Here is a 24,722-nt window from a genome sequence, read left to right on the forward strand (position 1 = left end):
CGACTTCCATCGAGACATTTTCGATGACCCGCACGGCGCCGTAACTTGCGTGAATGTTCTCGATAGACAAACTGTTACCCAAGATACGCCCTCTCGACCTCAGGGTTACGTATGACGTCGTTCGGATCACCGTCGGCAACTTTCTTGCCGGAGACGAGCACCACCAGACGCTGCGAGAAGCTCATCACCGCCGACATGATGTGTTCAATAAGAATAATTGTAATGCCACGCTCGTTAAGCTGAATAAGTAGCGCTACAATATCCTTGACCTCAGACTGTGAGAGACCCGCCATCGCCTCATCCGCAATCAAAAGCTTCGGATCGGCTGCTAGCGCTCGCGCTAATTCCAGCTTACGCATCTCAACCTGGGTCAAGTCTCGCGGAATTCTGTGCGCCTTATGATCGAGCGAAACAAGTCCGAGCAGTTCGTGACAACGCTCCTCGATTTCCTCGTCCGACAACGATGCACGGAGCCGCGCATTAACCGTGTAGAGCAAGGGAACCCGAAGATTCTCGGCCACGGTGAGTGTGTGAAACGGGCGCGGCAGCTGAAAGCTACGGGCCATGCCAAGACGTGTGCGCTGGTGTGCATGCAGTCCATTTACGGGAACGCCATCAAAATGCACACTGCCACCCTCATTATGCAGTGCTCCGCACAGACAGTTCACCATCGTGCTTTTGCCCGACCCGTTAGGCCCAATCAGTCCTAATCGTTCACCGCGCGCGAGGCTGAAACTAACATTGTCTAGAGCAACAAACCCATCGAAGCGCTTGCTGAGACTATGAACCTGAAGAAGCGGCTGATTCATAAAACGCTCTCTACTTTTCGTTTGCGTTCGCGAATATCAAGGCTCTTATTCAGGAAATATTTATGCCATAGGCCAATGATGCCGTTAGGAGCTACGATAACGAAGAATACAAGCAACAGGCCAACGATAAGCAGGCTTACCGCCGAAGAAATTGTTACCGACGCAACCTGCTGCAGAGTACCGAGCAATACCGCACCGACCAACGGGCCGACCCAACTCGTTGTCCCGCCGATCATCGGCATGGCAATCGCGTTGACCGCATAAGCGAGTCCGAAAGCTGAGTGCGGTTCCAAATACCCTATGTAGTAAGGAAAAGGCGCGCCTGCCATGCCCATGAAGGCGCCGCTTAACGTCGTAGCCACCAGCTTGAGTCGCAAGGTCGGAACACCACACGCTTCCGCAGCCTGTTCGTCATCACGGATCGTGGCAAAGCCATAGCCAAGCCGCGAGCGCTCGATCGCACGTGCCGCGGTGAGAACGATCACAACAAGTACGAGCATTATTAGGAACAGATATTCGATATAGCTAATGTTCATCAGCGATACGGTGGCAGGGCGTATCACGTAAGCGCCGCGCGAACCGCCAACGAAATCCCAATTGACGATCAGTGTTTGCAGCACGACTGCAAGGGCTAGTGTGGCAATGGAGAAGAATACACCGCGCAGACGCAGTGTCAGATAACCTGTACCAAGACCGACTAGTCCTGAAACGACACCGCCAAGGATTACCAATGCGGGCAACGAGTGTGGAGCGATCGCCAAAATAAAGTCAGCAAGGCCCTCCGGCAGGCTACTTTTGACGAAGGCTGGCAGCTTATTCATTGCTACAGTGCTATAGGCTCCAACCGCAAAAAAAGCTGCCGAGCCGAAATTGACATAACCACAATAGCCGCCGAGCATATTCCATGCCGTCGCCAGCACAATGAATTGCAACACAACATAGCCTGCAAAGAACAGATAATCGTTTTGCAAAAGGCGTGCGCCAAAAAAAATCACAAGCGCGACACCAAGTAAGATAAGTGAAAATCGCCAAGTACGCATTTTCTCAACGTCCCAAAAGTCCGGCGGGCCGGAAAGCCAACGTTATCAGGAGGAATCCAAACGCAACCGCCGGCGCCCATGACGGGCCGTAGAATGTCGACGTGATACTTTCTACGATACCCAGCAACAATGCCGCGATGACTGTACCTGGCAAACTACCCATTCCTCCCAGAACGCAGATTGCAAAGACGCGGCCGATATATTCACGGCCCAATGAAGGCTCAACTGGCTGAATAACAATCAGCAACGCGCCGGCAATGGCAGCTGTCGCGATCGAAATCGCAAACGCAATTCGTTTGATGCGAATTGGGTTCGCAGCCATTAGCGACAGTGCGAGCTGATCTTGCGCCACCGCCATAATTGCTCGACCGGTAAAGGTCTTACTCAAAAAGACCTGCAGCCCAATCAGCAATAGGATCGAAACGATAAATGGCAAAACCATACGCAACGGAAGATCGAAAAATCCGAAACGCAAAACTGTCTGAATGTAATCCGCTTGCACATAGCGGTAATCCACACCGAAAACCAGAATCAGCAACACTTCGGTTACAAATAGCAAACCGAAAAAGAAGGTAAGACCTCGCAGCGCTTCTTGGCCGTACTTTTCAAACGACAGATAGTACACCTGATAGACCACCGACCCGAGCGCATAGAAGATTGGCAACACGATGATCGCAGTCAGGATTGGGTCTACGCCAAGTCGCTGATTGACAATATAGGCGATATAGGAGCCGAGGACGATGAAAGCAGGATGCGCTATATTGACGATATCGAGAATGCCGAATGAGATTGAGATTCCGACAGTCACTACCGCATAGAAGCCGCCTAGCAGGATGCCAGCGAGCAACGCATTGATAAAAAGCTCGACAGGAAACTCCATTGCTTACTCCTGGCTCCAGTTCATGATCGCACCAAGTATTGCTTGCGCACGATCAATTTCTAACACCGCTAACATCAGACTGATCCAAATCGCGACCTTGGCGCCAGCTGCACTACTATTGTTTCACCGTTGGCGGTCACTAGCACTTCCAACTCCTTTGCGTGTCTACCCACATCGGATGCACGCAAAGCGCTTCCAAATTCCTCAAACCAAGCAATGCTGGAACACACCAGTCGCTAGCTTGGCATTCGCAGCACCGGCTTGATGGTCCTTCCATTGGAGGAATCGTCCGCCGCTTTGTTAATGTCCGCCAGCGGGTAGAATGTAATTAGCCGCTCCAATGGCATTCGTCCGTCCATCACATAGTCAACCAACGTAGGGATAAATTCTATCGGGTTACTCTCCCCCTGCATTACTCCGTGCACCTTTCGGCCGAGCTGGAGAAACGGCATCTCTAGCGACACTTCCGTACCCGCACGTGCGCTACCTACCAAAACAGAGGTACCCGCAGGCATAAGACATTCAACAGACTCTCGAAGAATGTCCGGAAGAGCCGAGGCCTCTAGAGAGAACCGCACGCCACCTCCCGTGATCTTCCGAATTTCTTCGACAACACTCTTACGACCTGTGTGATTGATCGTATGAGTTGCCCCCAACTCTTGAGCTAAGCTCAATCGCTTCTCATGAACATCAACAGCAATAATGGGATCACAACCGGCAATCTTCGCCGCCATCAGACCCGATAAGCCGACCGCGCCAACTCCGAAAATTGCCAACGCTTCACCTTGCCGTGGCCGCATCGTATTAAAAACGGCCCCGGCTCCTGTCTGACCGCTGCATGCTAGAGGTCCGAGAATTTCTAAGGGCGCGTCTTTCCTCGTCTTCACCACAAAGAGTTCATTGGCTATTGCAAACGTTGCAAAAGACGATTGTTGAAAAAAAGCGCTGTAGATGGGAGTGCCGCCTTTATTCAAAAGTGTAGAGCCGTCTGGTCTTGCACCGCTGAATTTCAGGTCAAGCGAACTTTGGCAATCAGCCGGCATGTGGCGTCGGCAGTTTGGGCAGGTTCCACACCAGGGGAATGAGATAATGACGTGGTCACCGACTTCAACACGCGTTACTTGACTGCCTATGGCTTCGACTACTCCTGCACCTTCGTGTCCAAATACAGCAGGGAAAGGAGTGTTGTAATAGGAATCTCGTCCATGCAGGTCGGTCTGACACATGCCGCTAGCCACAATTCGAACCAATACTTCATCAGGGCGAGGGTCTGTCAGTTCGAGACGTTCTATTACAAACGGCGCGGACTTTTCTTGCACGACAGCAGCAGTAACTTGCATCTAATACTCTCCAAGGTAGCTGCTGCCCTGCTCACGCAAGGCAGCAACATTTTGGTAAATTACTCGAGAGACACGCTTCAACTAGCTTACTTCGAGAACGGGTACTTAAGATCTCCCGATCTGTACTCCGGCGGATACACTACGATCTGCCGACCACCAGTCAGATACTGCTCAAGCCCGGCGCCTTGAACATTCTGGAACTGCACCATAAGCAGCCGGGGTTTGACCCACTCGCCATATTCATCGAAACGAATTTTTCCGACGATCGTCTGAAACTCGTTCTCGTGAATATGCTTAGCGAGCAAATCGTTGTTAATGCTGTTAGTTGCCGTGATCGCCTGCTCAAGAACCTGCATCGCAGCGTAGGTAAAAGGAGGCTGATAAAATCCCAGCGGATCTGTTCCCGAACCCGAGGCCCGAGCCTGGTACTTCGCGAGAAATCCTTCGATGCCTGGAAATTTCAGAGTCGGAGCTGGAACATAGAAATGATAATTGACCAACCCATTGAGTTTATCTGAAAGCTGCCCCATGAAGGAGGCATATTGCATCCCAACCATCGCTCCGCCGAAGAGCGAAACCTTCAGTCCGGTTTCTATCGCTGCTCGTACCATGCCAATTGAATCGACAGGATAAGACGCGACGAGAACGATATCAGGCTTGGCCGCGGCAATAGAGCGTACGATTGGCGTGAAATCTACCGTCGAGGGCGGATAGAGGCGATCATAAACAATCTTAAGATTGTATTTTGACGCTATCGCGCGAGCACCCGTAAGAACGTTGTTGGAAAATTCGGCATCAGCACCTACCAGCGCAACGGTCTTGGGTCGAGGCTGAACGGTACTAGCAACCTCAAAAAAATTCTTTGATATCTCTGCATAGTCATTGCCCCACGGAGCGCTCATAAAATAGCGCGGATACTTTAACTGGGCGTTTGAGGCGTAAGCTAGCAAGGACATTACTAGCTTTTTCTTATCGATGATTATCGGCATGGCTGCGACGATCAAGTTGGTCGCATGTCCCACAAGGAGATCAACCTTGTCCACGTCGATAAGCTTGGCATAGATACCCGGCACATTTGCTGGGTTCGTTTGATCATCGTAATAGATTATTTGGACTGGCCTTCCAAGCAATCCGCCCTTGGCATTAATCTCTTCGGCCCAAATCTGAATCGCGAGAAGGTGCGCCTTGCCCGACGGTGCAAGCCCACCGGTTAGCGAAACACCAAAGCCGATCTTTATAGGTTCGGCGGCTTTCGTCTCTACCTGCGTTGCCAGGAATGCAAACGCAATCAAAGCGAACAAGCGCGGCAACAGATTTCGAAATTGCTTTCCTATTCTTTTCATAACGTCCTCCCTACGATTGATTTTCTAGTTTGGCTCTGATGGCGCAGAACAGCTGTCACTAGTCAGATCACGTCAGTTCAACCGCGGCTGACCTGAAGTATTCTCATACCAATCGAAGGATTGGCTGGCGGTGTTCACCATGACGCTCTTTGTCTCGAAATGGTCGTTGAAGGACTCTGATCCAAACTCTCGACCGATGCCCGAAAGCTTAACGCCACCCCAGGGTGAAGCCGGATCTAGGCGGTGATGGTCGTTGATCCAAACTAGACCGCAGTGAATAGCTGCTGCTACACGATGAGCTAGTGCGATATCTTTGGTACGAACTGCTGCTGCCAACCCGAATGGCGAGTTGTTTGCGAGCGCGATCGCCTCCTCCTCCGTTGAAAATGGCGTAACGGACGTAAAGGGACCAAAAACTTCTTCCTGAAATATTCTCATTGAGGCCGTTACATCTGCGAAGACTGTCGGCTGAACGAAGAAGCCTCCACTGTTGACCAAAGACGGCGGCACCTCGCCACCAGCCACCAGTCGAGCACCTTCCTCGAGCCCATACTGAACATATTGGAGAACGCGATTTCGCTGCTTTTCAGAGATGACGGGACCAAGCTGTGTATCGGGCTTTGTCGGATCGCCAATACGAATTGCCTCAGCCTTAACAGCTAGCTTTTCTACAAACTCATTGTAGATGTCTCGATGAACGATGTGGCGACTACCACAGACACAAGTCTGGCCCGCGCCAATAAAAGCTCCGAATGCTGCATAGTTTACCGCCTGATCGACATCGAAATCAGGGAAAACAAGCACCGGCGTCTTACCACCGAGCTCCAACGTTTGATGAGCGAAGTTACGCCCGGCTTGAGCACCGGCGAGCTGTCCAGCCTCAGTACCACCGGTAAGTACTAGCTTGTTGAGATCAGGATGCTCGCAAAGCGCTTTACCTGTCGAAACGCCAAGTCCTGTTACAACATTGAACACCCCATCAGGCAGACCAGCTTCCGAGAATATCCGCGCAAGCGCAAGCGTAGTTAGCGGAGTATATTCGGATGGCTTAACGACAGTGGCGCAACCAGAAGCAAAAACTGGCGCCAAACTTTTACACATGATCATGAGTGGATGATTAAACGGCGTGCAATTGCCGACGACACCAATCGGCTGACGGAGCGTGTAATTTAAATAGTCACCCTCAACAGGAATAACCGCATCACGTCGCGCCAGCGCAAGACCCGCATTATAGCGAAAAAAATCTGGCAATCGCCGCAACTGCGCTCTGGTTTCATTTAGCGGGCGACCATTGTTGAGCGTTTCAAGATGATAGAGCTCATCCATATTGGCATCGAAGGCATCAGCAAGACGATTTACCAGTTTCGCACGGGTGCGGATGCTCATGCCTCCCCACTCGCGGCTTTGGAATGCTTTGCGCGCACTCTTTACAGCCTTGTCAACATCCGCAGCTTTGGCGTGAGCAATTCTTGCTAAAACGAGACCGTTCGCTGGATTGAGGACGTCAATAAGCTCAGGATTAATCGCCGGCACTTCACGCCCGTCAATGTAAAGACCGTGCGTCTTAATTTCCGGCTGCATGAGCGACTGGACTGCGATTGACATGTTCTTCCCCAATCTACCAACTGACTTCAGGCTTTAACTGCAGCCCATTCGAGCGCGGTGATATAGCGCCGCTCAGCGGCAGACATATGCGCCTTCAGTAGCGCGACAGCCGTTCTGGCATTACGCGCCTGAACCGCATCAATTATTTGCCCGTGCTCTTCCACTAGCTTTTGCGGATCCCGCCCCCTGACGACGCTGACACTCAACCGGACAAGCCGGTCCATCTCTTCGATGAGGTCGCAAGTCGCCTTACTCATTCGGCCATTGCCGGAGCAGCGCGCCAATTCGCAGTGGAATTCACAATTGTAGTCAACGAAGTCGCGCCAACCGTCCTCACTGAAAGCACGAAAGCGATCGAGGCGCGCAAGATCAGCGTCGCTCGCTAACTTTACAGATTCGGCGATACCGGCGACCTCCAATACATGTCGAAACGCGAACATGTCGTGCGCATCGGACATCGAGACCGACGACGCCCGATAGCCCTGTCGAGGCGTCACAACCACAAGTCCGTCGCGAACCAAATCCTGAAGCGCCTCCCGGACTGGCGACTTACTGACCTCAAAACGCTGAGCGAGCTCCTGTTCCCGCAATTCGGTTCCGGGCGGCAGCGCACAATCAAGAAGGTCTCGGCGCAGTACGGCGTGAATTTCAGAGCGCTTCATGCATCAAAGCCAAGTTGAATATTTTTGTTATTTATACTTTGTAAGATATCACGTCAATAATAAAATATGGACTAACCTATCGATCGGGAGCCTATTTTGATTATAAATTCGCTATTATATCGATATAAATTCCATAATGCGCCGTAAAATTCGTTTTTCTGATATGGTAAAAAATGATAATACTAGTATTTATAGTATATTATAACGTATGACCAATTACATTATTGATGTATCAATGGGGGCGGCCTTTTCCTCAATTGATGATGGCCACCTCATGCAAATGCCCCTGCTAAACACGGGCAATCCCGTCATGAACGATTTCAGAGAGCCCTCCGGACTAATCACGGTCGGCAAACGTTGGATCAAAGGAGGCCTGACACTTTGCATGCCACGACACGGCAACATGCTGGGTGGATGAAAATCCAAGTCATCAACATTGAGACTTAAGAGGGCCAGCTGCGCGCCACCTTTTCAGCGCTGGCTTTATGAGCACACCAGCACACCGAGAACCACAACAGCCGACGGAGCCTAGAATGACGGTAATTAGGGTGAACAGCGAAGCCATTGACGTAATTGAGCAAGGCAGCGGCAAGCCTTTGCTGCTGCTGCATTCGCTCCTGGCCGATCGATCCGTCTTCGATCAAGTGGTGCCAGTCTTCGCTCGCAATCGCCGTGTTATCGTGCCGGACCTACCAGGTTTCGGCGGGTCGTCTTCAGCCGGCACATCACTTGTCGCAATTGCCGATCGGCTAGCGGGTATCTTCACCGCCCTGAACTTGGGCACGGAAACTGACGTGCTTGGCAATGGACTTGGTGGTTTTATTGCCAGCATGCTCGCCATTCGTCATGGCGATAAGTTCGACAAGCTGGTGTTGGCAGGTACTGGCATGGGCTTCACTGAACAGGGCCGTAATGCATTTCTAAAAATGGCAGAGCTTGCACGTAAGGAAGGCATGGAAAGCGTAGTTGATATTGCGATGAAGCGCCTATTTCCCGATAATTTTATCGCAGAGAATCCAAATATTCTTATGAATCGGCGAGCGCGCTTCTTAAAGACTCGTCCAACGCTTTTCGCCGAGGCCTGCGAGGCACTCGCTAAGCTCGACCTGAGCGATTTAGTTAGCCGGATTGTCAATCCAACACTCATTGTTGTTGGTGAATGCGACGCGGCAACCCCACCTACAATGGCTCACGAACTAGTAGCAGCGATCAAGGGGTCTAAATTAATCGAGTTACCTGGCATAGGGCACGCTCCGATGGCTCAAGCACCGGACGATTTCGTCAATGCTGTTGCGAACTTCCTCGGCCTACAGAAACATTGATCGCTCGACCTTGTCTCAGAAGAGTGGCTGTCGGCTTTTTGTGAGGTAATTCGCTTCAATTGACACTAAGCACTGATCTGCCTCCACTGAGGAGGCCTTCCCTGAGGCATAGTTTTGAGGGTGAAGGGTTGGATCGATGGCGAGGAAGTAGCATACGGCGGAAGAGATCGTCGCGAAGCTGCGGCAGGTCGATGTGCTGATGGCACAGGGTCGAACTATTACTAACGCAGTACAAAGGATAGACGTGGCGGAGGTTACTTACTATCGCTGGCGCAATGAGTACGGCGGTCTGAAGGGTGATCAGATGAAGCGGCTCAAGGAGCTGGAGGCAGAGAACGGCCGTCTTCGTCGGGCAGTGTTGGACCTGACGCTGGACAAGCTCATTCTTACTGAGGCCGCCAAGGGAAACTTCTAAGCCCCTCGCGCCGCCGCGCCTGCGTCGATCACATTGTATCTGAGCTTGATATCTCCGAGAGACGGGCATGCCGGGCTTTGGGGCAGCATCGTTCCACGCAGCGCAAGCTTCCGAAGGCGCCCGATGACGAGGCCATTCTGACTGCCGACGTCATCGCGCTTGCCCGCCAGTATGGCCGCTATGGCTATCGCCGGATCACGGCGCTGCTGCGTGGGGCCAGCGGCTTTCTCGGCATGACACAGGCGACGCTCGAGAGCGTTTATGGTCACCATCACTCCGACCATTTGCGCGAAGCCGCGAATACGACTGGCTACCGGCGCGGCCAATCATTCGTGGTATCATTGGCGGAAAACACGCCGAGCGATTCCACTCTCCAAAAAGGAGCTGACACCGCAGGGAAAGTTGGTGGGCCCGGCAGGACTCGAACCTGCAACCAGATCGTTATGAGCGCAGACGATATGTCGAACGACGTTGAAAACGCAGACGAATTTGGCTCTTTGGATCGCGATTTTTGACGTTCTTACGCGGATATCGTTGGCGAAACATTGGCGGTATCGAATCCCACGAATTTTCAACTCGGTATTCGAAGTTGAAAAGCGCTATTCTTAGTTAGCTGCTTCGAGGATTAAAATATCAACCTCGAACAATCCATCGTAACGTGAATGCATCGCGGTCGTAAGAATCTAGTTTGATATGCAAATAGAGCGTAGCGCTCATTATTACGGTAGCAGCCTTAACTCACGATATTTTTTGAGAATCATTAGTATCTCGCTTCGGCTATCGCAGCGATTCTGAAATCCGCATTCTCGTATCTTATCGACGCTCGAAGCCACGTCGTAATCTTGACCTATGAAGAAATCCGCAAACCCCCAGTTCGCGATCTGCGAGAGTTTGAGCGGGTTCAATCCATATCTCGCGACGATGGCCTGCCACACCGGCTCCTTGTCTTCCGCCCAAACTTTCATTGGCGATGGCCGGCACGAGCCCCTCACCGCGCCGAAATAATCCGCCAACTCATCCCATATTTCAGACCAGCGAAACCAGTCGCCATTGGTGACGTTGAAGGCTTGATTTCGGGCCGCCGGTTCGGTTGCGAGAAACACTATCGCACGCGCCAGCAACCCGCTGTCCGTGATCTCGGTGAGCGAATGAAAACTCCGCTCCGTGCCGGGAAAATCAAACGGAATGTTTAGTTCGCGGCAAAGGACGGCATAAGCGCCAAGGGTCGAGACCATATTCCGGCCCTGCCCGGGCGTAACGCTACACACAAAACTGGGCCGGGACGCGGACCATGACCACTCCGCGCGCGGCTGTTTCTCACGTAGCCAGTCTTCCTGTGCGTGATAGAAGTTCTCGCCCTGGTGCCGCGGATCGTCTTCCTCGGCCGGCGTTTTGTATGGCCCAAGGTGCGCGCCGTACCATTTGCCGCCCTCCACGATGTGAATGTGTTCGAGAACGGGACTCGCTTTCTCGCCTGCGGTCACCAGCCGCTGCAGCATGGCAAGGTTATCGGCGACGTTCTCCCGTCCGCTCTCGTTGTGCGGAGCACGAACGCAATAAAAGATGTGCGTAACAGGCGGAATTCGAGAAAGCGCTGCATCGAGATCGCCGGATAACAAATCGGACGAGATGTGATCGCTGCCGCCGGCCGATCGCCCAAGCGTAAGCACTTGCCAGCTCTCGTCTGCTGCAAGCAGCGCGGTCAACTGCGAGCCGACATGGCCCCTTGCTCCAGCAACCAGCGCGACCCTGGACTTCATGCCGAAGCAGCACTTAACTTGGTCCAGAACCACCATGTGCGCCCGCTCACCCAATCGGCGGTATCTTTTCTGAACTCCACGAAATGCGGACTTGCGCGGTGTATGTCGAGCGCTGCCTGGTCTTCATAAATTTCGTAGAGCAGGAACAGACCTGGATTTTCAGCATTCTGGTGAATGTCGAAACGCTTGCAGCCCTGCTCTCGCTCCCTTGTCGTGGTGGCATGACGCCTCAGCCGCACGTGAAACGCGTCGATATGTTCCGGCTTGCAGACGAGGTGCGCGGTATGAACGATCACCGGCAGTAACCTCCAGGAAATCAGAAGTTGAAGACGACGAGGCGCTCGTCGGTCATGTCGCGAATTGCGTAACGCGGACCCTCCCGCCCAATGCCGCTGTCCTTCACGCCGCCATAAGGCAACTGATCCGGACGCCATGTCGAAGTGCCGTTCACGATGATCCCGCCGGTGCGAAGCTTCTTGACCGCCTTGATCGCCAACGGCGCGGATTGCGTGAACAAACCGCACTGAAGTCCGAAACGGCTCGCACTTATGTTTTCGAACACCGCATCGATGTCGTCATAAGGCATGATCGATATGACGGGCCCGAATACTTCCTCGCACACGACTTTCATACCGGCGTTCACTGACGCAAGGACGGTTGGCTGCATCACCGCACCGTCGCGTTTGCCTCCCGCGAGAAGTTTCGCGCCCCCGGAAACCGCTTCCTTTACCCATTGCTCGACGCGGCGCGCGGCGGCCTCTTCGATCTGCCGAGATATGTCGTTTGCGAATATCGATGCGATCTTGTCCACTGCACTGATCCTTTAGAAGATCTTGGGGCGGTAGTTATGCTCGGCATCGAGCGCGCCCATGAAGCGAAGCCCGGCCGCCCCATCGAGATCGCCGGGATAGAAGAGGATCGTCGGGACGAGAACGCGTCCCTTAAGTTGTTCGAGCAGCGAGAACGTGCGGTAGATCGGGAACAGCGCACCGGTCCTGTTGATGAGGACAACATCGGTGCGGGGATCGGGATTGGACGGCATCCGCTTGGCCACCAGATCGACCAGAGGTGCACGCTCCTCCAGAATGTTGGTTATGGTTTGAACAGTATCGTCGACCGTGCCCGCCTGCTCGGCCTCATACCAGTCTTCCAATGGCCGCTGTGACGTGATCGCTTCATGAAGGCATTGGGCAAGCGAAATACGGGTGATGCGCTTACCCTTTTGTGTAAGCCGCGTCGTCAGCATCGTGATCTCGCGCCGCAGGGAGAATTCCTGTTCGGGGTCATAACGGAACAGCGCATAGGGCATGTCGTGGTACGCGCTGATTCGCTCGCGGGGATCAGGGGACGCGAGAAGCGGTTCGAGATCGTTGCGGAGACGCTTTTCAAAGTCCGTCATGCTGCGACCTTTTCGGCGCATTCGAGTGCGCTTCCGAAAGGCAACCCGACCTGCACGATATTGCCGGCGACCTCATAGTTTAACCGCTTGAACTGGTGAAGCCGTAGGAGCGCAACATGCACGTCCGGAGGAGACATATAAGCGATCCGCCAAAGGCGGCTTGCAGGCATCTTCGCGGCATTGCCCTCAAGATCGGCGATCATGTGCGCGTAGAACATGGTGACATCATCGCTCATCGCGATCGATGCGATGGTCTTTATCGGGCCATGGCCATCCAGCATGCCCAGATCGGTAGCCATCTTGAGCAGGTCACGTGCAGCGCGAAGCTTGCCATACTTCGAAAACGGCTTGGCGTTCGGACCGCGTGTTCCAGCAACCTTGTCGAAGAATGCGCGGATGTCGTCAGTGCGGAGCTGATATCGGCCCTTTTCATGCTCCGCGAACAGCCAGCCCGTCGCGAAGTCATGTAATGGCTGTTCGGTCGCGCCAATCCAGAGCCGCAGGCAATCGCGCCAATCGTGAATCGACATGCCGCCCTTGGCGAGCGCGATCAGTGGCCGGATGCGGTCCAAATGCCGTAGGCGCCGATGCAGCGTAACATTGACCTCGCGTTCCCACCCAGCCGTCTTGAACCGCCCGGAGAGCGCCGACCTCAGGTTCTGGTCTTCCGACAGAGCGTCGTCCCATGCAGCGAAGAGCTCGTACGTTTCCGATACGAGAACGCCTTTCCGCAGCAACCGTTGGGACCACTCGGGGCGAAGCTTCATGCGTTAGCTCTGCGCGCATACGGAATGACGAGATTCCCCGGCGAGCCCGCGGCGAAACCGAGCGCGAGCATGGCAATGGTCTGCCGGCCGCCGTCGAACAATTCGGGGATTTGTATCGAGCGGCCGTCGGCCGCCTTCTTGAGACTGCGCCTGGCCGCAATCTCCTCGTCCGTCACCAACCCGAATTCCTTGAGGGAGAGTGACACGTCCGTCGACTTCAGGCCGGCAACTCGCTCGAAGAACGGGTGCCAACTGCTGGCGTCATCTAGCCAGCCTTCCCAGAGAACATCGAGACGTTCATCGATTGCATCGGTCAACCGCCAAAGCGTGACGGAACCGGGCGGATCGAAAATCTGCGCGCATCGCGCGTCAGCGACCATGCAGACCGAACGCGTCTGCGCGAAGTAATGAGTCCGGGGCAAGCCACGGCGCAACACGAATGCCCCCTGCGGCCCGAGTTGGCCGTTCGAATTCCACCACTTCGCGAGATCCATTTCTCCGATGCGTGCGACAACCGTCCGGATCTTGAGAAGCCACTCAAAATCAAGATTCTTATCGAGTCCTGTGGGGAGCAAGACCGAAGTCATTCGGGCTGATCGCGCAACTTGTTGCGCGCCAACCATTCCGCTACGGCCTTCGCCGCGAGCGACGAGGCCATGACCTGCCCGTCCATGGCGGCAAGCTTGACATTATTAATCAGGCGCACGGCAATCTCCTCGAGAAATTGCTATTTATCTGCGATTCTGTGAGGGATGCCACTGAGCTCAAGACAACGGCGACCCTCTTTTATCCCGAGCATAGCCCTTAACTTGATCTCTGAAACCGCCTGGGGGTCCATGCGACCGACAAATGGGCTCTACTTCGTTTCCATCAGCTAAGGTCAGGCCCAGGGCTGGTATCTTGGTAGGCGCCAAATTCCAAGACTTCACCCAATAAAAGAGCGAGCCCAACCCTTTTTTAGGGTTCGTGGCCCAATCCGTGGGGGTGAGCATTTGGCGGATCAGCGGCCGGCATTTTCTTATACTACGGCACTGGGTCATGCCGACCCTTGCCATAACCGACACAGGAAATTCGTCGCAATAGTTTTCGATCGAGCGAAAACGCTTGAAAGATATTGCTGTAGCCACTGCCGTGCGTTTAGCGAACGACGACCGATACCTCCAAAGAGGCTCACGGCGACTGGTGCATAAATTGCTCATTCCTAACTAGATCGATTCGATAGCCTTTTTGCAAAAGGCAATTAAGTCGAACTCATATAGATCGAATCCCGTCGAGAAGAATTCGTGTGGCGCGACAATCATCCTCGTTGTAGTCGAGAATGCGCTGACGAACCTCTGTTGATCGTTCCTTGCACCATCGATCGAACCACTCGATTGAGGCTGCGCCCGATGGGTGCGTATCACGCCATTTGAATCCCAGGAACTTTGCCAACGTCTTCAGTGACTGATCATTGGTAGGCCACTCGGTGATCTTCGTTACGACGTCATAATAAAGGTCGATAGCCTTAGCAGGATCGAACAGTTGTTCGACCTCATCGGCGTTACAAACATCGGGAAATTTCTGCTGCAGTTTTCGATAGAGCGTCCGCTCGTACTTCGAATAGTAGTAGATTGACGCGTTCGGCTTGCTTCGAAAATAATTGATGGCGCTCGCAAATGCGGCTCGTTCCGCTTCATCCGTCTCCGTCTCTGCAAAGAAATAGACGAACTTCTCAGTGGAGTTGTCGCCGGCAGTGCGCTCGACAATACCGTGTAAATAACAAACGTCACGCATGGGATCGACTTCGATATCAAAGAACAACTCCATATCCATCGCCGGAAGCCTAAACGGGCCGGTAAGAACCGGCTTCGAGTTTTTCGTCGTTAGCAGAATCGCGCGGCGGTGAAATTTTCGTAGCCTTTCTTCCGAGATACCCTTGAACACGGTTTTCTTCTTGCCAGCCATAAATGATTCAACATTAGAGTCGGCAAAGATAGCAACACTGGCAACGGTACCGATCATTGCATCCCGAAGTGACCGCCCGAGTTGAGGGATCAGCGTGAGATCATCGCTGCTCCTCAGCTCGCCGGTACAAAACGTGTGCCAGTGACAGAGTTTGCATGCGGATGTATAGGCACCCAGGGGCATCGCCGTTTTGTCGAGAATTGCTGCGGCTTCGTCTCTTGTGATTTCGTACTCGGCCCACATCGAGTTTTGAGTTTTTGGCCCTCGCCCCAATGTCAGGTCGTACATTGCCTCCCGACCACGCACATCCCAGATAAATCCTCGGCGACCGCCGGAAAGCCCGAGTCGCTCGAGAATATCGACATAGATTGCTAACTGAACTGCATAATGTTTCTTGGGCTTCCCATCGTCTTCGTCATCGGACGGCGTTTCTTCAGCATTGCCGGCCTTGATGTCACCGGGCACGTAGCCGTCGCCATCTCGACGAAGTAAATTCGGTACTCCAATGAGTCGACCCGCGCTTATGCGACCGTTGTAGATTAAAGGCTCACCACGCCTCATTGCCTCAAGCGTTGCAGTTTCTTTCGCTAAGCCTTCGAGATCGGAAAGATCAAGAAACGGTTGGGAGGTACCGTTGATGGTCTCCCGTTCGAAAAGCGAGCCACGCTCCCAAAGCAGTTTGATAAACGGGTTCACCGGGTCACGTTTAGTGTTATCGCCGAACAGATCCAATCCGACGCGTCGCGGGCATTGAGTGTAGTTATACAATATGGATGCGGTTAGTGGCGTCATCTGCAGTGGCCCTGCAGCAGTATTGACTGGCCGAACGAGGGAGGCAAATAAGTCATGTCGACAACTATTTATGCGGTGATGCGCAGCAAAAATGAACTCGATAGCTTTCTATAATTTCCTATCGAGTTGCTCCGACTTGTTAGCTTTCTGCAATTTCATAACCAGTCGCGCGAACTCATTGGCTCTTAGACTAGTCGTCATATCGGAAAGAGCATCCATCGCATGCTGCTGTGCGTTATGAGGGACCTCACTTGTTAACATCCCTCGGCGCGTTGACCAGAAGCTCCAACCGCCGCCTTGCAGCGTCGTTCGGAAACTGTGTTCCCAGCCGCATAACGAACTTTCCCAACTGTCCCTCCTCCAGAACTAATTCTTTCGTTCCCTCCATTTCCTTGGAAAGCAACTGCGCAACCGCTTCATCGCTCGCCTTCTCCTTAGGATGGTGGAGTCGATATGCTTCAACGCCAAAGTTGAGCCACTCCAAGACTCCGGGCTCTAGGGAAACCTCCGCGTTCAGATGAATTTCGCTGGCCTCGGCGGAGCCCTTAGCACGCTCCACGTCCTCCGGTGTCACTGGGCGAAGGTCATAAATCTTTACGCCGTTGATTTCCGTTTCAATGAGAAATCCATCAACTCGTAAATTAGCCAACACATAGCCTTCCCAGAACTGCGTGCTAGCCTTTTCTTTCTTGTGGCGCTTCTTGAGAACGTCGACTGTGTGATCGAGCATGTCGCGTAATGTTTCGCTGTAGTGCATGTAGCTATCTCCGATGACTATGCACTGGTTTCTATCACTGCGTTCATCGCGACAACAGCTCGCCGACGGCTTCCGGCGGACGTTGGCGAACAATCTGCAACTCAGAATTCGACTACTTGTTAAGAAGAGCCGAAACCTCGTCAGTTGCATCCGAGCACTTGTTATCTTTTCTTACTTTCCTAACCAGTACGCTGCGGCTTGTAGCACTTCGCCAATACCCAACGAACCGCCCATCACTCGTTGACGCGGAAAGACGCCAAATACTCTTCAACCGAAATAAGTCCGGGCCACTTTTCCTCGAACATCTTGAAGGACATGGGAATGCCTTCAGAAATCAATTCCCATGCATCCATGCTCATCCACTTCTCTTCGGCGTAAATTCGGCTTTCTCCATTCTGAGCAATAACCACCGGATGACCATCAATTTCCCACAGCTGCATAGAAGACATTGGCGCTCGCGTATTCACATCCATATTCTCGACGATTTCCATCCGGTTGGGGATTTGGAAAAGTCTGATGTCTAGGTCCGTCATCTAATCCCTTAAGCTCACCTATCGACGTCGTTTCGCATCAAGCGAGATAGCTCCTGCACCCACTCCGGCGAGCACTATACGCCCTCCAACAATCGAAAAGTTCTTGAACAGGTGGAGCATCTGATTGATCTGCTCTCGCCCGGCGGGAAACGCCCAAAAGTTATGGAATATGAGGCTCACGACGTCGCTGGACAGTAATTTTAAACAATAAAGCCGGCGTCCAATTCCCGAGAACACCGATTGGCTCTCACTTGGTCGATACTAGTTGCGCCGCAATCCGAAATGACCGCGAAGCAAGCCTCGGTCGTTAGGCTTGAGTACGGATTTAAAAATTCAACTTTAGTAGTTGCAAAACGGTGAAGCACTTTAAATTTATCGCTTTCGTCGTCGATGAGCCGACAGTTTTTAAGTTCCTACGGGAGTAAATCAGCTCTTAATCAAGAAAAGGAAGACCTGCGCATAGCATGGCGCCTGAACGAGCGTCGATGACGAGCGGTCCTTCGAATTTACTCTGATTGGCACTTTCTGGGACTGAAATTAAGAACACCCAACTAGGAACCCTTTTTCCGCAGTAACTTGAGCCATTGATAAAAAAGGTCGCTTTCACGATCTTCTCGTTCACTTCTTTCTCAGTCTTACCGTAGGGATCTCCAATGAGTATCGCTATGGCCTTTCTCCGCGCCTGCGATTCTAAAACCCGATTTGGACATAGAAATGAGAAAGCGATTAGTCGCTCTTCATACCCACAGGCAGACGCCGAACAAAGAGGCGCGTTCTCTATGTAGTCAAATATAATGTACTCGGTTTCTAGATGATCTGATCTTCCAAAATTTAGGCCTCTAAATTGAAATCTCGTACCAAAGGCATCATAGAAGATTCCGTTGGCACAGTTGGCGGTAATTTTATCTTTTGTGCCTATATCTAGATTTTTTCGTACGCACTTCGGCGAATTATCGCTCAAATACTTTCGACAAAACTCTCTTGCATTTTTGCGCGTATGAGCAATTTCTGCATAAGCCATCTCGCTGCCAATTCCGCCTGAGCGCACCACCGTGACGTTCATCCCGACTCTAGATCCGTACGGCAGTTGTTGTTGTTGAGAAAATACCGGTGTAGCAAACGCAACAGCCACAATAATACTAAGAAGTATTGAGCGCATTCGAATTTCCTTCCTAAAATGTATTGCTTGAAAAAACTCTTGTCGGTAATCTCGTCGAGGCAACAATTAGCATGATCATTGCAACGGCTGAAGTGATCGAAAATTTTGGAAACGACTGACTAACTTTCTACGAAAGCTTAGTATGTTTGACGTCGCAAGACGAGTTTTATAGATTCTAATCATGAGCGCGATACTTGGCTATGGCCGGTAAGCAGGCCAAAACTCTTTCAGACAACCAAGTACGCTCGCTCCTTATCTACGCAAAGCATACACGCTACCCAGCACGGAACACCGTTGCAGTCCTGCTTTCGGTAAAAGCTGGTCTGCGTGCTGGCGAGATCGCAAAGCTAAAATGGGAAATGGTCCTCGACCCGCAGGGAAATATCGCTGACGCCATTTCACTCCAAGACAGCATAGCCAAGAAGGGGAGCGGAAGAACCATTCCCATCCACAAGGATCTTTCAAAGGCGCTCCGCAAGCTTTCCCAACAAGGCACCTCAGGACCAGTTGTTCGCTCCGAACGAAACCAAGCAATGACGCCTTTAAGCGTAGTTTGCTGGTTCGCAAAAGCATACCGCGAGCTTGGGTTCGAGGGCTGCTCGTCGCATTCAGGTCGGCGTACGTTCATCACACGCGCAGCTAGAAAAATTCATAAAGTGGGTGGATCGCTTCGTGATGTGCAAATGCTCGCCGGACATCGATCCATTGAAGTTACCCAAAGATATATCGATGGAGACAGCGATGCGCAGCGACGTCTCGTATCACTCATCTGAAACGATCATTGCGCCGGAGTTGGTCTGGCCTGTCCAACTCGTCCGAGAAATCTGCCGCCATGCCGGCTCTCATGACATTATTGAAACTGCCCGCTCCAACTTAACCAAAGAAGGCGTTCTCCGCGCCGTCCGGCGGCGTGATTCTGCCAAGTTATTCGACTGGCTGCTTGCAGCGGTCAGCTATCAGGGCATCTCCGACTATGTGGCCGGTCGCTACATGGATAAGAACGGCACCACCTCTTACTTTGACGTTCAGCAGGCACTGGTCACTCTTGGTTCTTGTGAAAAGCTCGCCGAATTCACAACCTTCGTAGACTGCGGTTACCAGAAAACGAAACGCTCCTGCATGAACAAACTGGAGCTAGCGTGCTGCCCGGTTCCTCTCTTCCCGCTAAGGAACGGCAGGCTCAATCAGACCGCTGTAAGTCTGTTTCTGTTCGTCCGGGATGTCGCCCAGGGCGATCTCGTCCAATGGATCGATACCAACGCCTGCATCACCTCTGCACGATGGGCTGCTGCGCGGCTGTCAGCTGGCTTAGGGGCGGTCTTTGGCATTTCAGATAAGGTTGCCGCCCTTGGCCTCTCCGGACTGCTTCTAGCCTGTTCTAGCTTCCGGCCCCGATGGGGCGCCGTGGGAGCACAGATGGTCGTCGTCGATACCCTGGTTCACAATTTTCTTCATAGAACAGGCATTTTGCGGCATCTCGCAGCCGAGCACCCTTACGGCTCCGCATGCTATCTCAATGGCGGCTGTTCGGATGTTCTGCGCCAGATAGCGACACTCGTCGATGCCAGAGAATTCAATCCCAGCTACCCGCCCGACTTTCCGCGCTTCGTTCAGCAAGCGATCTGGCGGTATTGTGCCGAGCTTGAGCTCGATTTCTGCAACGGGCGGCGCATCGATGATCGGCTGGGCTGCAGGCATGCGCATTGCGCCGTATTTGATCTGTGCTTCCGTCAGCCGATAAAGCCCGCGAAATAGCGCAAATTCAGGGCAGTTGACAGTATGACTTTATTCCTATAATATTAAGTTGCAGACTGCTTTGACACACGTGTCGTCGGGCGGCGAGCAATCATCAAAAATCACATTCGAGATCGGCTCCATCGCGGGGCCCTTCTGCATTTGGGAGAACATCATGAAGAAGAACAGCTCGAAGAGCCCATCCACACACCTCCCCATCATCCTGCATCAGGCCACGGGCGAACGACCCCGCGCGGCGCTCTTTTCGGCGGAGGACGCCAAGAAGGCAAAAGAGCTTGCCGAAAAGCACGCTTTCACGGTGATCGAGGTCAGTTCGCCCGAACTTCGGAAAGTGGCAAATCGCCTGCCGCGGGGAAATTTGTCAGCGGCGGGTCCCGATATCGCGCCCGCGGCAACCCTTCCCCTCCACAACGAACTCATGGCTGCCCACACAGCCTCTGCGTTTGCACAAGGCAAGCTCGAACCCAAGATGGCGTCAAGTTGGGATGCCATCAAGGCCGGAGATCTTGTGATCGCGCAACATACACGTGCTGACGGGTGGTACGAGGCGCTCGTACTTCACCGCACTAACGACATGTTCCACCTTAAGTGGCTCGACTATCCCCGCGACCCGCTATTCGTCAGGCACCTTAAAGCAATCGCTTTGACCGCCGTCCCCGCCCCCGGCAAAGCCGCGTGATCAGCAGGGCCCCGACAAACAATCGGGGCCCTCACATTTCCAGGAGAAGACCATGCAAACGACAGCGATTATCTCGCCAGAGATCGCAGCACTCGGTTTAGATAAGGTCAACCTTATTGTGCGGACCTTGATCACGTTCGATCTTTACTTGAAGAACGATGGATCGATGGAAACGGACTTGGAGCTAGAATGGCCCAGCGACTACGGATGGCTCCACTTCCTCATCATCAAAAACAACTTCGGTACTCCAGACGCCGAGCGCCTGATCCGGGTATCGTTCAAGCATGAGGATGTTTATCGATTCTAAGGCAATTGTCCGCGAAGCGAGATCGTTGCGGTAAGCTTCTCAGTGTTACGCCGGAAGATTTCTGGCTTTGAATTTTAAGAGGTGGAATCGTGGCCGCTTCGTTCTTCCTTTTGAATCCGAAACAGTGACTGGCAGCTGGATCGTGCAAACTGTTCCCCCTTTTGCCTTGAGAAGAACACCGTCGTTTTCAAACAACTTGAGTACTCGCTCCGCCGCTTGACGCCCTCCACACAGGGTAACCAGCTCGGAATTACGGATCGCGAAAACCTTACGATCTTTGTAAGTTGCTACGACACCTAACTGATCGGACTTAAGTCGTACCTCGTTATCGTTATCGGCTTGAACAAACTTATTCTCATTCCGGAGGCATTCGATCACTTTAGCGCGGAGGTCGCGAGCCGATGAGTGCATGTCGTTAGCCGAATGCTTTCTCATAGTCAGATAGCCTTGAGAGGCATCGTAACAAGCCCGCACGGACTCCTTTACGATCTGCGGGGACCAAGGAACGATTTTCGCCCTGATCGCTTCGCGGCCAGCTGCATAGATAGCGCCAAATTTGCGCGCCAAGCGAACATCGTAGCTCGAAGATGCGCCAACCAAATTCACGAATTTGTCCCGATAGCGCAAAATTCTGCGCGAGCGGTTCTTCTCAAGGAGATACTGCAGCCATTTGCGCATCGGCATTCCGTAGTAGTTTTTCAGAGCAAGCTCGAGTCCGGCGATTAAGCGTTGCGATCCTTCTACGGTTTCGCTTCGGTCGAAGATGCCGCCACTTGGGACTGGAATTACGATTAACCGGTGCATTTCTCCGGGGGATGGGCGCCAACCGTTGCCCGAGAAAGGGTGCGTTTCGCTATCAATGCCTGATGCCAGCCCCCATGTTTCGAACTTGAGTTCCGGCAACAATCCAGACTGCCGCGCAAACTCAGAAATCTGCTTGCTCGCGCCACCTGGAATAACTTGACTCACCTGACGCAGCGCGAGTGAAAGCTTCACTCCACCTTCTTCGATATGTCGTTCAGTGTCATCGAGGATCAAGAGAAGGTTATTGTGCTGATCGGCCAATTCTTCAAGTTTTCGGCGGGTAAAATTCCAGTGGCTGGGATCGGCGTTACCCATCGTACTCGCAGCGATACGACCGATGGTCGACTTTCCGGTTGAGCTATCGCCGATAAACAGAAAGGTAGCCGTTTCCGAAACGAGATCACCGGATTTCTTGTCTTTGAGTCGATCGGAAACATACCGTTTCAGCGGAGCGGCCAACGCCAACAAGATTGCAAAAACTGCGCTACTGGAATAACCCGCAGGTCGAGCGATCGATAGCTGCCAGGACTCCAGCGAGCCGCGCGCATTGCCAATGCACTTTTCCTTTTGGCTGATCGGTATGTCCACGAAATGGGTACTCTTTGCGGTACCAATTCGCCGTCGACCGAGCACGAAACCATCATGACCTTTGAAGCCGGGTTGTTTAGCCAAAGTCAAGTCCTTCCGCTGGTAGGTCTCACATGCGCGACGGATCAATTCTAAGCGCGCATCTAATGATTTCGGCAAATCCGCGCCTTTATCATTAATCTGCTTCAGAAGACGCTTTGGCGATTCACTGAGGGCCTCGCTTGTAACCAGACAATCTCGCCGACCGTTGGTTCGACGAAATATCAAAGCCATTTTCCGTTCGCCGGATTGTTCATCCAGTACGGAAAACGCAGAAATTTCCAGATCGTCCATATCCCGCTCGTTCTTATTCTTCGGCTTCAAGATCGCTCTCCTGTTGTCGAAGTGAGATTTGAGCTGAGCTCAAATCTCACAATGAAATTAGTTTCGAAGCGTTGTCGATACTCGGCTCTCTTGGATTGTATGTAGTTTTCCCGGCAAAATTCCCTTCAGCGCAGGTTTAAGGGCTTAATCCCGGTCGTAGACGGCTCTGCATCAAGTTTTGTCCATTCCGCGATAACGACCCTCGAGGCGAGCCATCATTTGATGACAGTCAACTTGCTGCCATCCCGTCGGCAGCGAAACAGAAATGCTCGTGCTCCGGCTTCTAGGCCAAGCAACCAAGCATCATGCTCTGCCTGATCACTGCTTCTCAGAGGAAAGTTTTTCCGACGCAGCTGTCCGTTCTCAGCCCGGTACTGACGGCGTTCCTGGACAAATCTCTTTTGGGCGTAACCAAGTTGCCTCGCGAGGTTGTTGACTGGATCTACCCTCACTGGTGTGCGGCTATGCTCCGTCGAGGGAATTCGCAAAGATTCATGGATGTCGGCCTTTGTAACGCCAGCGACAATCCCATGCACTCCAAACAACCAGTATCGGCGACCGTCGAGATCAGCATTCAAACTTGCTTCAATCGAAAAAATCCCACACGTCGCATTCGTTTCTGCAAAACGACGCTTCACCCAGACTTGCGCCCCCTGATGATCAAACAGGGCAAGCTCACCTGGCTTTGCCACCCACGTCTCGCGCACGATGGAGACCGCTAGTAGTGGTAGATCGAGGTCGTTGAAGAGATCGTGGCCCGCTAATATCGTCTCCCCCCGATGTGTCCTTGACGCAAACCAGCAGCCGTCAACGCACACCTCTCTTCCGCATTCACGCGAGGTGCACCTTTTGACCGCCCGGGATACGTGCAGGCCATGCCGCTCTTGCCGCGCGATCATTTTCTCTTGTTCATCGGCGCAATATGCAGCGGTCTCGAAGCGATCGAGCCCAATACGCGCCAGCTTGCGCTGCAGTTTATCGATCATAGTGCTGGCTTGCGGTAACGGTATTGTGGGGAAGACGGCAACGTGGGGGCTACCGCATCGGACTGGAGGTTCGCTTTGCAGCGTGCATTTGCAGCGAGCTCCTGAGTGCGTGCCGCTACCTTCAAATCGTCGATGTATCGATCGACAGAGCTTTTGGTTACGAGAGTTCGGCGCCCGATTTTAACCTTTTCCAACAGGCCCTCTTCAATGAGGAGGAATATCGTCGTGCGCCCGATACCTAGCCGCTTCATCAACGCCGGAATGCCCAGCAACTCTTCTTCAGTCTGATTGATGGCTCTCTGATTGCTTGGTGGAGAGACTACAGATCGGTCCTTGCATGCATCCGCTACATGCTGGCCTTTCGACAATATCCGAAGCATGACCTTCTCCGTGGCTGACTCGCACGATCAACCTAGCGAAGAAATCGGCTCTTGCACGGGCCAAATAGAGACACGATGACAACTGTCCATCGTGTCTGTCTAGTTTTCGTCGTCGTGCAGATCGGCCAAGGCGCGGGAAATTGTCTTTCGAGAGGGAGGATATTTGTCAGCGCCAAACTTTAATTCAATTTCGGCATACAGCTTTTTATCAAGAGACCTTGGCAGAGGGAGCGGACAAACTTCCAATATTGCTTTTTTTGCTTGATCTCTTTGTGGAGACGATCTCTTCTTCGTCCGCCGAGCAGCTGACTCGCTGCGACCAAAGACGCTGCG

28 protein-coding genes and 1 pseudogene are annotated in these 24,722 nt (G+C 52.8%); 6 read left to right on the forward strand and 23 right to left on the reverse strand.

Features of this window, described 5'->3' with window-relative positions; translation table 11 throughout:
- Positions 1–74: 74 nt before the first annotated feature.
- From AB7F49_RS28525 to AB7F49_RS28555, 7 genes are all read right to left on the reverse strand, one after another.
- On the reverse strand, positions 75–809 hold the full coding sequence (locus AB7F49_RS28525; RefSeq protein ID WP_428528739.1) for an ABC transporter ATP-binding protein: 735 nt from the start codon (positions 807–809) through the stop codon (positions 75–77).
- Complete coding sequence (locus AB7F49_RS28530; protein WP_428528741.1) at positions 806–1,849, reverse strand: branched-chain amino acid ABC transporter permease; 1,044 nt, start codon at positions 1,847–1,849, stop codon at positions 806–808. Before AB7F49_RS28530 ends, AB7F49_RS28525 begins: the two co-directional genes overlap by 4 nt.
- A 4-nt stretch (positions 1,850–1,853) precedes the next feature.
- A complete protein-coding gene (locus AB7F49_RS28535; protein ID WP_428528743.1) occupies positions 1,854–2,729 on the reverse strand; it encodes a branched-chain amino acid ABC transporter permease in 876 nt (291 codons plus the stop codon).
- Positions 2,730–2,965: 236 nt separating this feature from the next.
- On the reverse strand, positions 2,966–4,069 hold the full coding sequence (locus AB7F49_RS28540) for an NAD(P)-dependent alcohol dehydrogenase (RefSeq protein WP_428528745.1): 1,104 nt from the start codon (positions 4,067–4,069) through the stop codon (positions 2,966–2,968).
- A gap of 86 nt (positions 4,070–4,155) precedes the next feature.
- Complete coding sequence (locus AB7F49_RS28545; protein WP_428528747.1) at positions 4,156–5,412, reverse strand: amino acid ABC transporter substrate-binding protein; 1,257 nt, start codon at positions 5,410–5,412, stop codon at positions 4,156–4,158.
- Between the two features lie 72 nt (positions 5,413–5,484).
- Entirely contained in the window at positions 5,485–7,017 is a 1,533-nt protein-coding gene (locus AB7F49_RS28550) for an aldehyde dehydrogenase (protein ID WP_428528749.1), read from the reverse strand.
- A gap of 26 nt (positions 7,018–7,043) precedes the next feature.
- Positions 7,044–7,679, reverse strand: a complete 636-nt coding sequence (locus AB7F49_RS28555) for a GntR family transcriptional regulator (protein WP_428528750.1) — start codon at positions 7,677–7,679, stop codon at positions 7,044–7,046.
- A gap of 533 nt (positions 7,680–8,212) precedes the next feature.
- On the opposite strand from AB7F49_RS28555, the gene AB7F49_RS28560 reads away from it, so the two are divergent.
- Together AB7F49_RS28560 and AB7F49_RS28565 are read left to right on the forward strand one after the other, a co-directional pair.
- Positions 8,213–9,001, forward strand: coding sequence for an alpha/beta fold hydrolase (locus tag AB7F49_RS28560; protein ID WP_428528752.1), 789 nt, complete (start codon positions 8,213–8,215; stop codon positions 8,999–9,001).
- 166 nt (positions 9,002–9,167) lie between these two features.
- A pseudogene (locus AB7F49_RS28565) lies at positions 9,168–9,634 on the forward strand (transposase); the annotation flags it as partial.
- 501 nt (positions 9,635–10,135) lie between these two features.
- Here the strand turns inward: AB7F49_RS28565 and AB7F49_RS28570 are convergent.
- The 12 genes from AB7F49_RS28570 to AB7F49_RS28625 all read right to left on the reverse strand — a co-directional run bounded on the left by AB7F49_RS28570 (position 10,136) and on the right by AB7F49_RS28625 (position 18,527).
- The gene (locus AB7F49_RS28570) at positions 10,136–11,212 is read right to left on the reverse strand and encodes an SDR family oxidoreductase (protein ID WP_428528754.1); all 1,077 of its coding nucleotides are present in this window, start codon (positions 11,210–11,212) and stop codon (positions 10,136–10,138) included.
- Complete coding sequence (locus AB7F49_RS28575; RefSeq protein ID WP_428528756.1) at positions 11,173–11,472, reverse strand: putative quinol monooxygenase; 300 nt, start codon at positions 11,470–11,472, stop codon at positions 11,173–11,175. The genes AB7F49_RS28570 and AB7F49_RS28575 overlap by 40 nt, the downstream gene beginning before the upstream one ends.
- 20 nt (positions 11,473–11,492) lie before the next feature.
- Complete coding sequence (locus AB7F49_RS28580; RefSeq protein ID WP_428528758.1) at positions 11,493–11,987, reverse strand: aldehyde dehydrogenase family protein; 495 nt, start codon at positions 11,985–11,987, stop codon at positions 11,493–11,495.
- A gap of 12 nt (positions 11,988–11,999) precedes the next feature.
- Complete coding sequence (locus AB7F49_RS28585; protein WP_428528760.1) at positions 12,000–12,575, reverse strand: BREX protein BrxB domain-containing protein; 576 nt, start codon at positions 12,573–12,575, stop codon at positions 12,000–12,002.
- Entirely contained in the window at positions 12,572–13,342 is a 771-nt protein-coding gene (locus AB7F49_RS28590) for a BrxA family protein (RefSeq protein WP_428528762.1), read from the reverse strand. The genes AB7F49_RS28585 and AB7F49_RS28590 overlap by 4 nt, the downstream gene beginning before the upstream one ends.
- A complete protein-coding gene (locus tag AB7F49_RS28595; RefSeq protein WP_428528764.1) occupies positions 13,339–13,929 on the reverse strand; it encodes a BrxE family protein in 591 nt (196 codons plus the stop codon). The genes AB7F49_RS28590 and AB7F49_RS28595 overlap by 4 nt, the downstream gene beginning before the upstream one ends.
- Entirely contained in the window at positions 13,926–14,048 is a 123-nt protein-coding gene (locus AB7F49_RS28600; RefSeq protein WP_428528765.1) for a hypothetical protein, read from the reverse strand. Before AB7F49_RS28600 ends, AB7F49_RS28595 begins: the two co-directional genes overlap by 4 nt.
- A 545-nt stretch (positions 14,049–14,593) precedes the next feature.
- Positions 14,594–16,078 (reverse strand): TM0106 family RecB-like putative nuclease, encoded by a 1,485-nt coding sequence (locus AB7F49_RS28605; protein WP_428528767.1) that lies wholly within the window; start codon positions 16,076–16,078, stop codon positions 14,594–14,596.
- 247 nt (positions 16,079–16,325) lie between these two features.
- Positions 16,326–16,835, reverse strand: coding sequence for a hypothetical protein (locus AB7F49_RS28610; protein WP_428528769.1), 510 nt, complete (start codon positions 16,833–16,835; stop codon positions 16,326–16,328).
- Between the two features lie 233 nt (positions 16,836–17,068).
- The gene (locus AB7F49_RS28615; protein WP_428528771.1) at positions 17,069–17,368 is read right to left on the reverse strand and encodes a hypothetical protein; all 300 of its coding nucleotides are present in this window, start codon (positions 17,366–17,368) and stop codon (positions 17,069–17,071) included.
- Between the two features lie 18 nt (positions 17,369–17,386).
- Positions 17,387–17,605, reverse strand: a complete 219-nt coding sequence (locus AB7F49_RS28620; protein ID WP_428528773.1) for a hypothetical protein — start codon at positions 17,603–17,605, stop codon at positions 17,387–17,389.
- A gap of 196 nt (positions 17,606–17,801) precedes the next feature.
- Positions 17,802–18,527: a hypothetical protein gene (locus AB7F49_RS28625; RefSeq protein ID WP_428528775.1), complete on the reverse strand. Its 726-nt coding sequence runs from the start codon at positions 18,525–18,527 to the stop codon at positions 17,802–17,804.
- A gap of 200 nt (positions 18,528–18,727) precedes the next feature.
- Between AB7F49_RS28625 and AB7F49_RS28630 the strand changes: the two genes are divergently transcribed.
- The 4 genes from AB7F49_RS28630 (at position 18,728) to AB7F49_RS28645 (ending at position 21,268) form a co-directional block, all read left to right on the forward strand.
- Positions 18,728–19,300 (forward strand): tyrosine-type recombinase/integrase, encoded by a 573-nt coding sequence (locus tag AB7F49_RS28630; RefSeq protein WP_428528777.1) that lies wholly within the window; start codon positions 18,728–18,730, stop codon positions 19,298–19,300.
- Positions 19,269–20,282: a hypothetical protein gene (locus AB7F49_RS28635; protein ID WP_428528779.1), complete on the forward strand. Its 1,014-nt coding sequence runs from the start codon at positions 19,269–19,271 to the stop codon at positions 20,280–20,282. Before AB7F49_RS28630 ends, AB7F49_RS28635 begins: the two co-directional genes overlap by 32 nt.
- 154 nt (positions 20,283–20,436) lie before the next feature.
- Positions 20,437–20,961: a hypothetical protein gene (locus tag AB7F49_RS28640; protein WP_428528781.1), complete on the forward strand. Its 525-nt coding sequence runs from the start codon at positions 20,437–20,439 to the stop codon at positions 20,959–20,961.
- A 52-nt stretch (positions 20,962–21,013) separates the two neighbouring features.
- Entirely contained in the window at positions 21,014–21,268 is a 255-nt protein-coding gene (locus AB7F49_RS28645; RefSeq protein WP_428528783.1) for a hypothetical protein, read from the forward strand.
- Positions 21,269–21,313: 45 nt separating this feature from the next.
- On the opposite strand, the gene AB7F49_RS28650 is transcribed toward AB7F49_RS28645, so the two are convergent.
- From AB7F49_RS28650 to AB7F49_RS28665, 4 genes are all read right to left on the reverse strand, one after another.
- Complete coding sequence (locus AB7F49_RS28650) at positions 21,314–23,023, reverse strand: DUF927 domain-containing protein (protein ID WP_428528785.1); 1,710 nt, start codon at positions 23,021–23,023, stop codon at positions 21,314–21,316.
- 215 nt (positions 23,024–23,238) lie between these two features.
- Complete coding sequence (locus AB7F49_RS28655) at positions 23,239–24,009, reverse strand: hypothetical protein (RefSeq protein ID WP_428528787.1); 771 nt, start codon at positions 24,007–24,009, stop codon at positions 23,239–23,241.
- Positions 24,006–24,389 (reverse strand): helix-turn-helix transcriptional regulator, encoded by a 384-nt coding sequence (locus AB7F49_RS28660; RefSeq protein ID WP_428528789.1) that lies wholly within the window; start codon positions 24,387–24,389, stop codon positions 24,006–24,008. Before AB7F49_RS28660 ends, AB7F49_RS28655 begins: the two co-directional genes overlap by 4 nt.
- Positions 24,390–24,488: 99 nt before the next feature.
- Positions 24,489–24,722, reverse strand: a 234-nt coding sequence (locus AB7F49_RS28665) for a hypothetical protein (protein WP_428528791.1), incomplete at its 5' end; no start/stop codon positions are given.

It is taken from the genome of Pseudorhodoplanes sp., assembly GCF_050250235.1.
Classification (GTDB): Bacteria; Pseudomonadota; Alphaproteobacteria; order Rhizobiales; family Xanthobacteraceae; genus Pseudorhodoplanes.

What these genes read in the sequence shown, in the direction of transcription:
- AB7F49_RS28525 (WP_428528739.1), bottom strand. Translation starts at nt 809, where the DNA reads ATGAATCAGCCGCTTCTTCAGGTTCATAGTCTCAGCAAGCGCTTCGAT.
- AB7F49_RS28530 (WP_428528741.1), bottom strand. Translation starts at nt 1,849, where the DNA reads ATGCGTACTTGGCGATTTTCACTTATCTTACTTGGTGTCGCGCTTGTG.
- AB7F49_RS28535 (WP_428528743.1), bottom strand. Translation starts at nt 2,729, where the DNA reads ATGGAGTTTCCTGTCGAGCTTTTTATCAATGCGTTGCTCGCTGGCATC.
- AB7F49_RS28540 (WP_428528745.1), bottom strand. Translation starts at nt 4,069, where the DNA reads ATGCAAGTTACTGCTGCTGTCGTGCAAGAAAAGTCCGCGCCGTTTGTA.
- AB7F49_RS28545 (WP_428528747.1), bottom strand. Translation starts at nt 5,412, where the DNA reads ATGAAAAGAATAGGAAAGCAATTTCGAAATCTGTTGCCGCGCTTGTTC.
- AB7F49_RS28550 (WP_428528749.1), bottom strand. Translation starts at nt 7,017, where the DNA reads ATGTCAATCGCAGTCCAGTCGCTCATGCAGCCGGAAATTAAGACGCAC.
- AB7F49_RS28555 (WP_428528750.1), bottom strand. Translation starts at nt 7,679, where the DNA reads ATGAAGCGCTCTGAAATTCACGCCGTACTGCGCCGAGACCTTCTTGAT.
- AB7F49_RS28560 (WP_428528752.1), top strand. Translation starts at nt 8,213, where the DNA reads ATGACGGTAATTAGGGTGAACAGCGAAGCCATTGACGTAATTGAGCAA.
- AB7F49_RS28570 (WP_428528754.1), bottom strand. Translation starts at nt 11,212, where the DNA reads ATGGTGGTTCTGGACCAAGTTAAGTGCTGCTTCGGCATGAAGTCCAGG.
- AB7F49_RS28585 (WP_428528760.1), bottom strand. Translation starts at nt 12,575, where the DNA reads ATGACGGACTTTGAAAAGCGTCTCCGCAACGATCTCGAACCGCTTCTC.
- AB7F49_RS28590 (WP_428528762.1), bottom strand. Translation starts at nt 13,342, where the DNA reads ATGAAGCTTCGCCCCGAGTGGTCCCAACGGTTGCTGCGGAAAGGCGTT.
- AB7F49_RS28595 (WP_428528764.1), bottom strand. Translation starts at nt 13,929, where the DNA reads ATGACTTCGGTCTTGCTCCCCACAGGACTCGATAAGAATCTTGATTTT.
- AB7F49_RS28605 (WP_428528767.1), bottom strand. Translation starts at nt 16,078, where the DNA reads ATGACGCCACTAACCGCATCCATATTGTATAACTACACTCAATGCCCG.
- AB7F49_RS28610 (WP_428528769.1), bottom strand. Translation starts at nt 16,835, where the DNA reads ATGCACTACAGCGAAACATTACGCGACATGCTCGATCACACAGTCGAC.
- AB7F49_RS28615 (WP_428528771.1), bottom strand. Translation starts at nt 17,368, where the DNA reads ATGACGGACCTAGACATCAGACTTTTCCAAATCCCCAACCGGATGGAA.
- AB7F49_RS28625 (WP_428528775.1), bottom strand. Translation starts at nt 18,527, where the DNA reads ATGCGCTCAATACTTCTTAGTATTATTGTGGCTGTTGCGTTTGCTACA.
- AB7F49_RS28630 (WP_428528777.1), top strand. Translation starts at nt 18,728, where the DNA reads ATGGCCGGTAAGCAGGCCAAAACTCTTTCAGACAACCAAGTACGCTCG.
- AB7F49_RS28635 (WP_428528779.1), top strand. Translation starts at nt 19,269, where the DNA reads ATGCGCAGCGACGTCTCGTATCACTCATCTGAAACGATCATTGCGCCG.
- AB7F49_RS28640 (WP_428528781.1), top strand. Translation starts at nt 20,437, where the DNA reads ATGAAGAAGAACAGCTCGAAGAGCCCATCCACACACCTCCCCATCATC.
- AB7F49_RS28645 (WP_428528783.1), top strand. Translation starts at nt 21,014, where the DNA reads ATGCAAACGACAGCGATTATCTCGCCAGAGATCGCAGCACTCGGTTTA.
- AB7F49_RS28655 (WP_428528787.1), bottom strand. Translation starts at nt 24,009, where the DNA reads ATGATCGATAAACTGCAGCGCAAGCTGGCGCGTATTGGGCTCGATCGC.
- AB7F49_RS28660 (WP_428528789.1), bottom strand. Translation starts at nt 24,389, where the DNA reads ATGCTTCGGATATTGTCGAAAGGCCAGCATGTAGCGGATGCATGCAAG.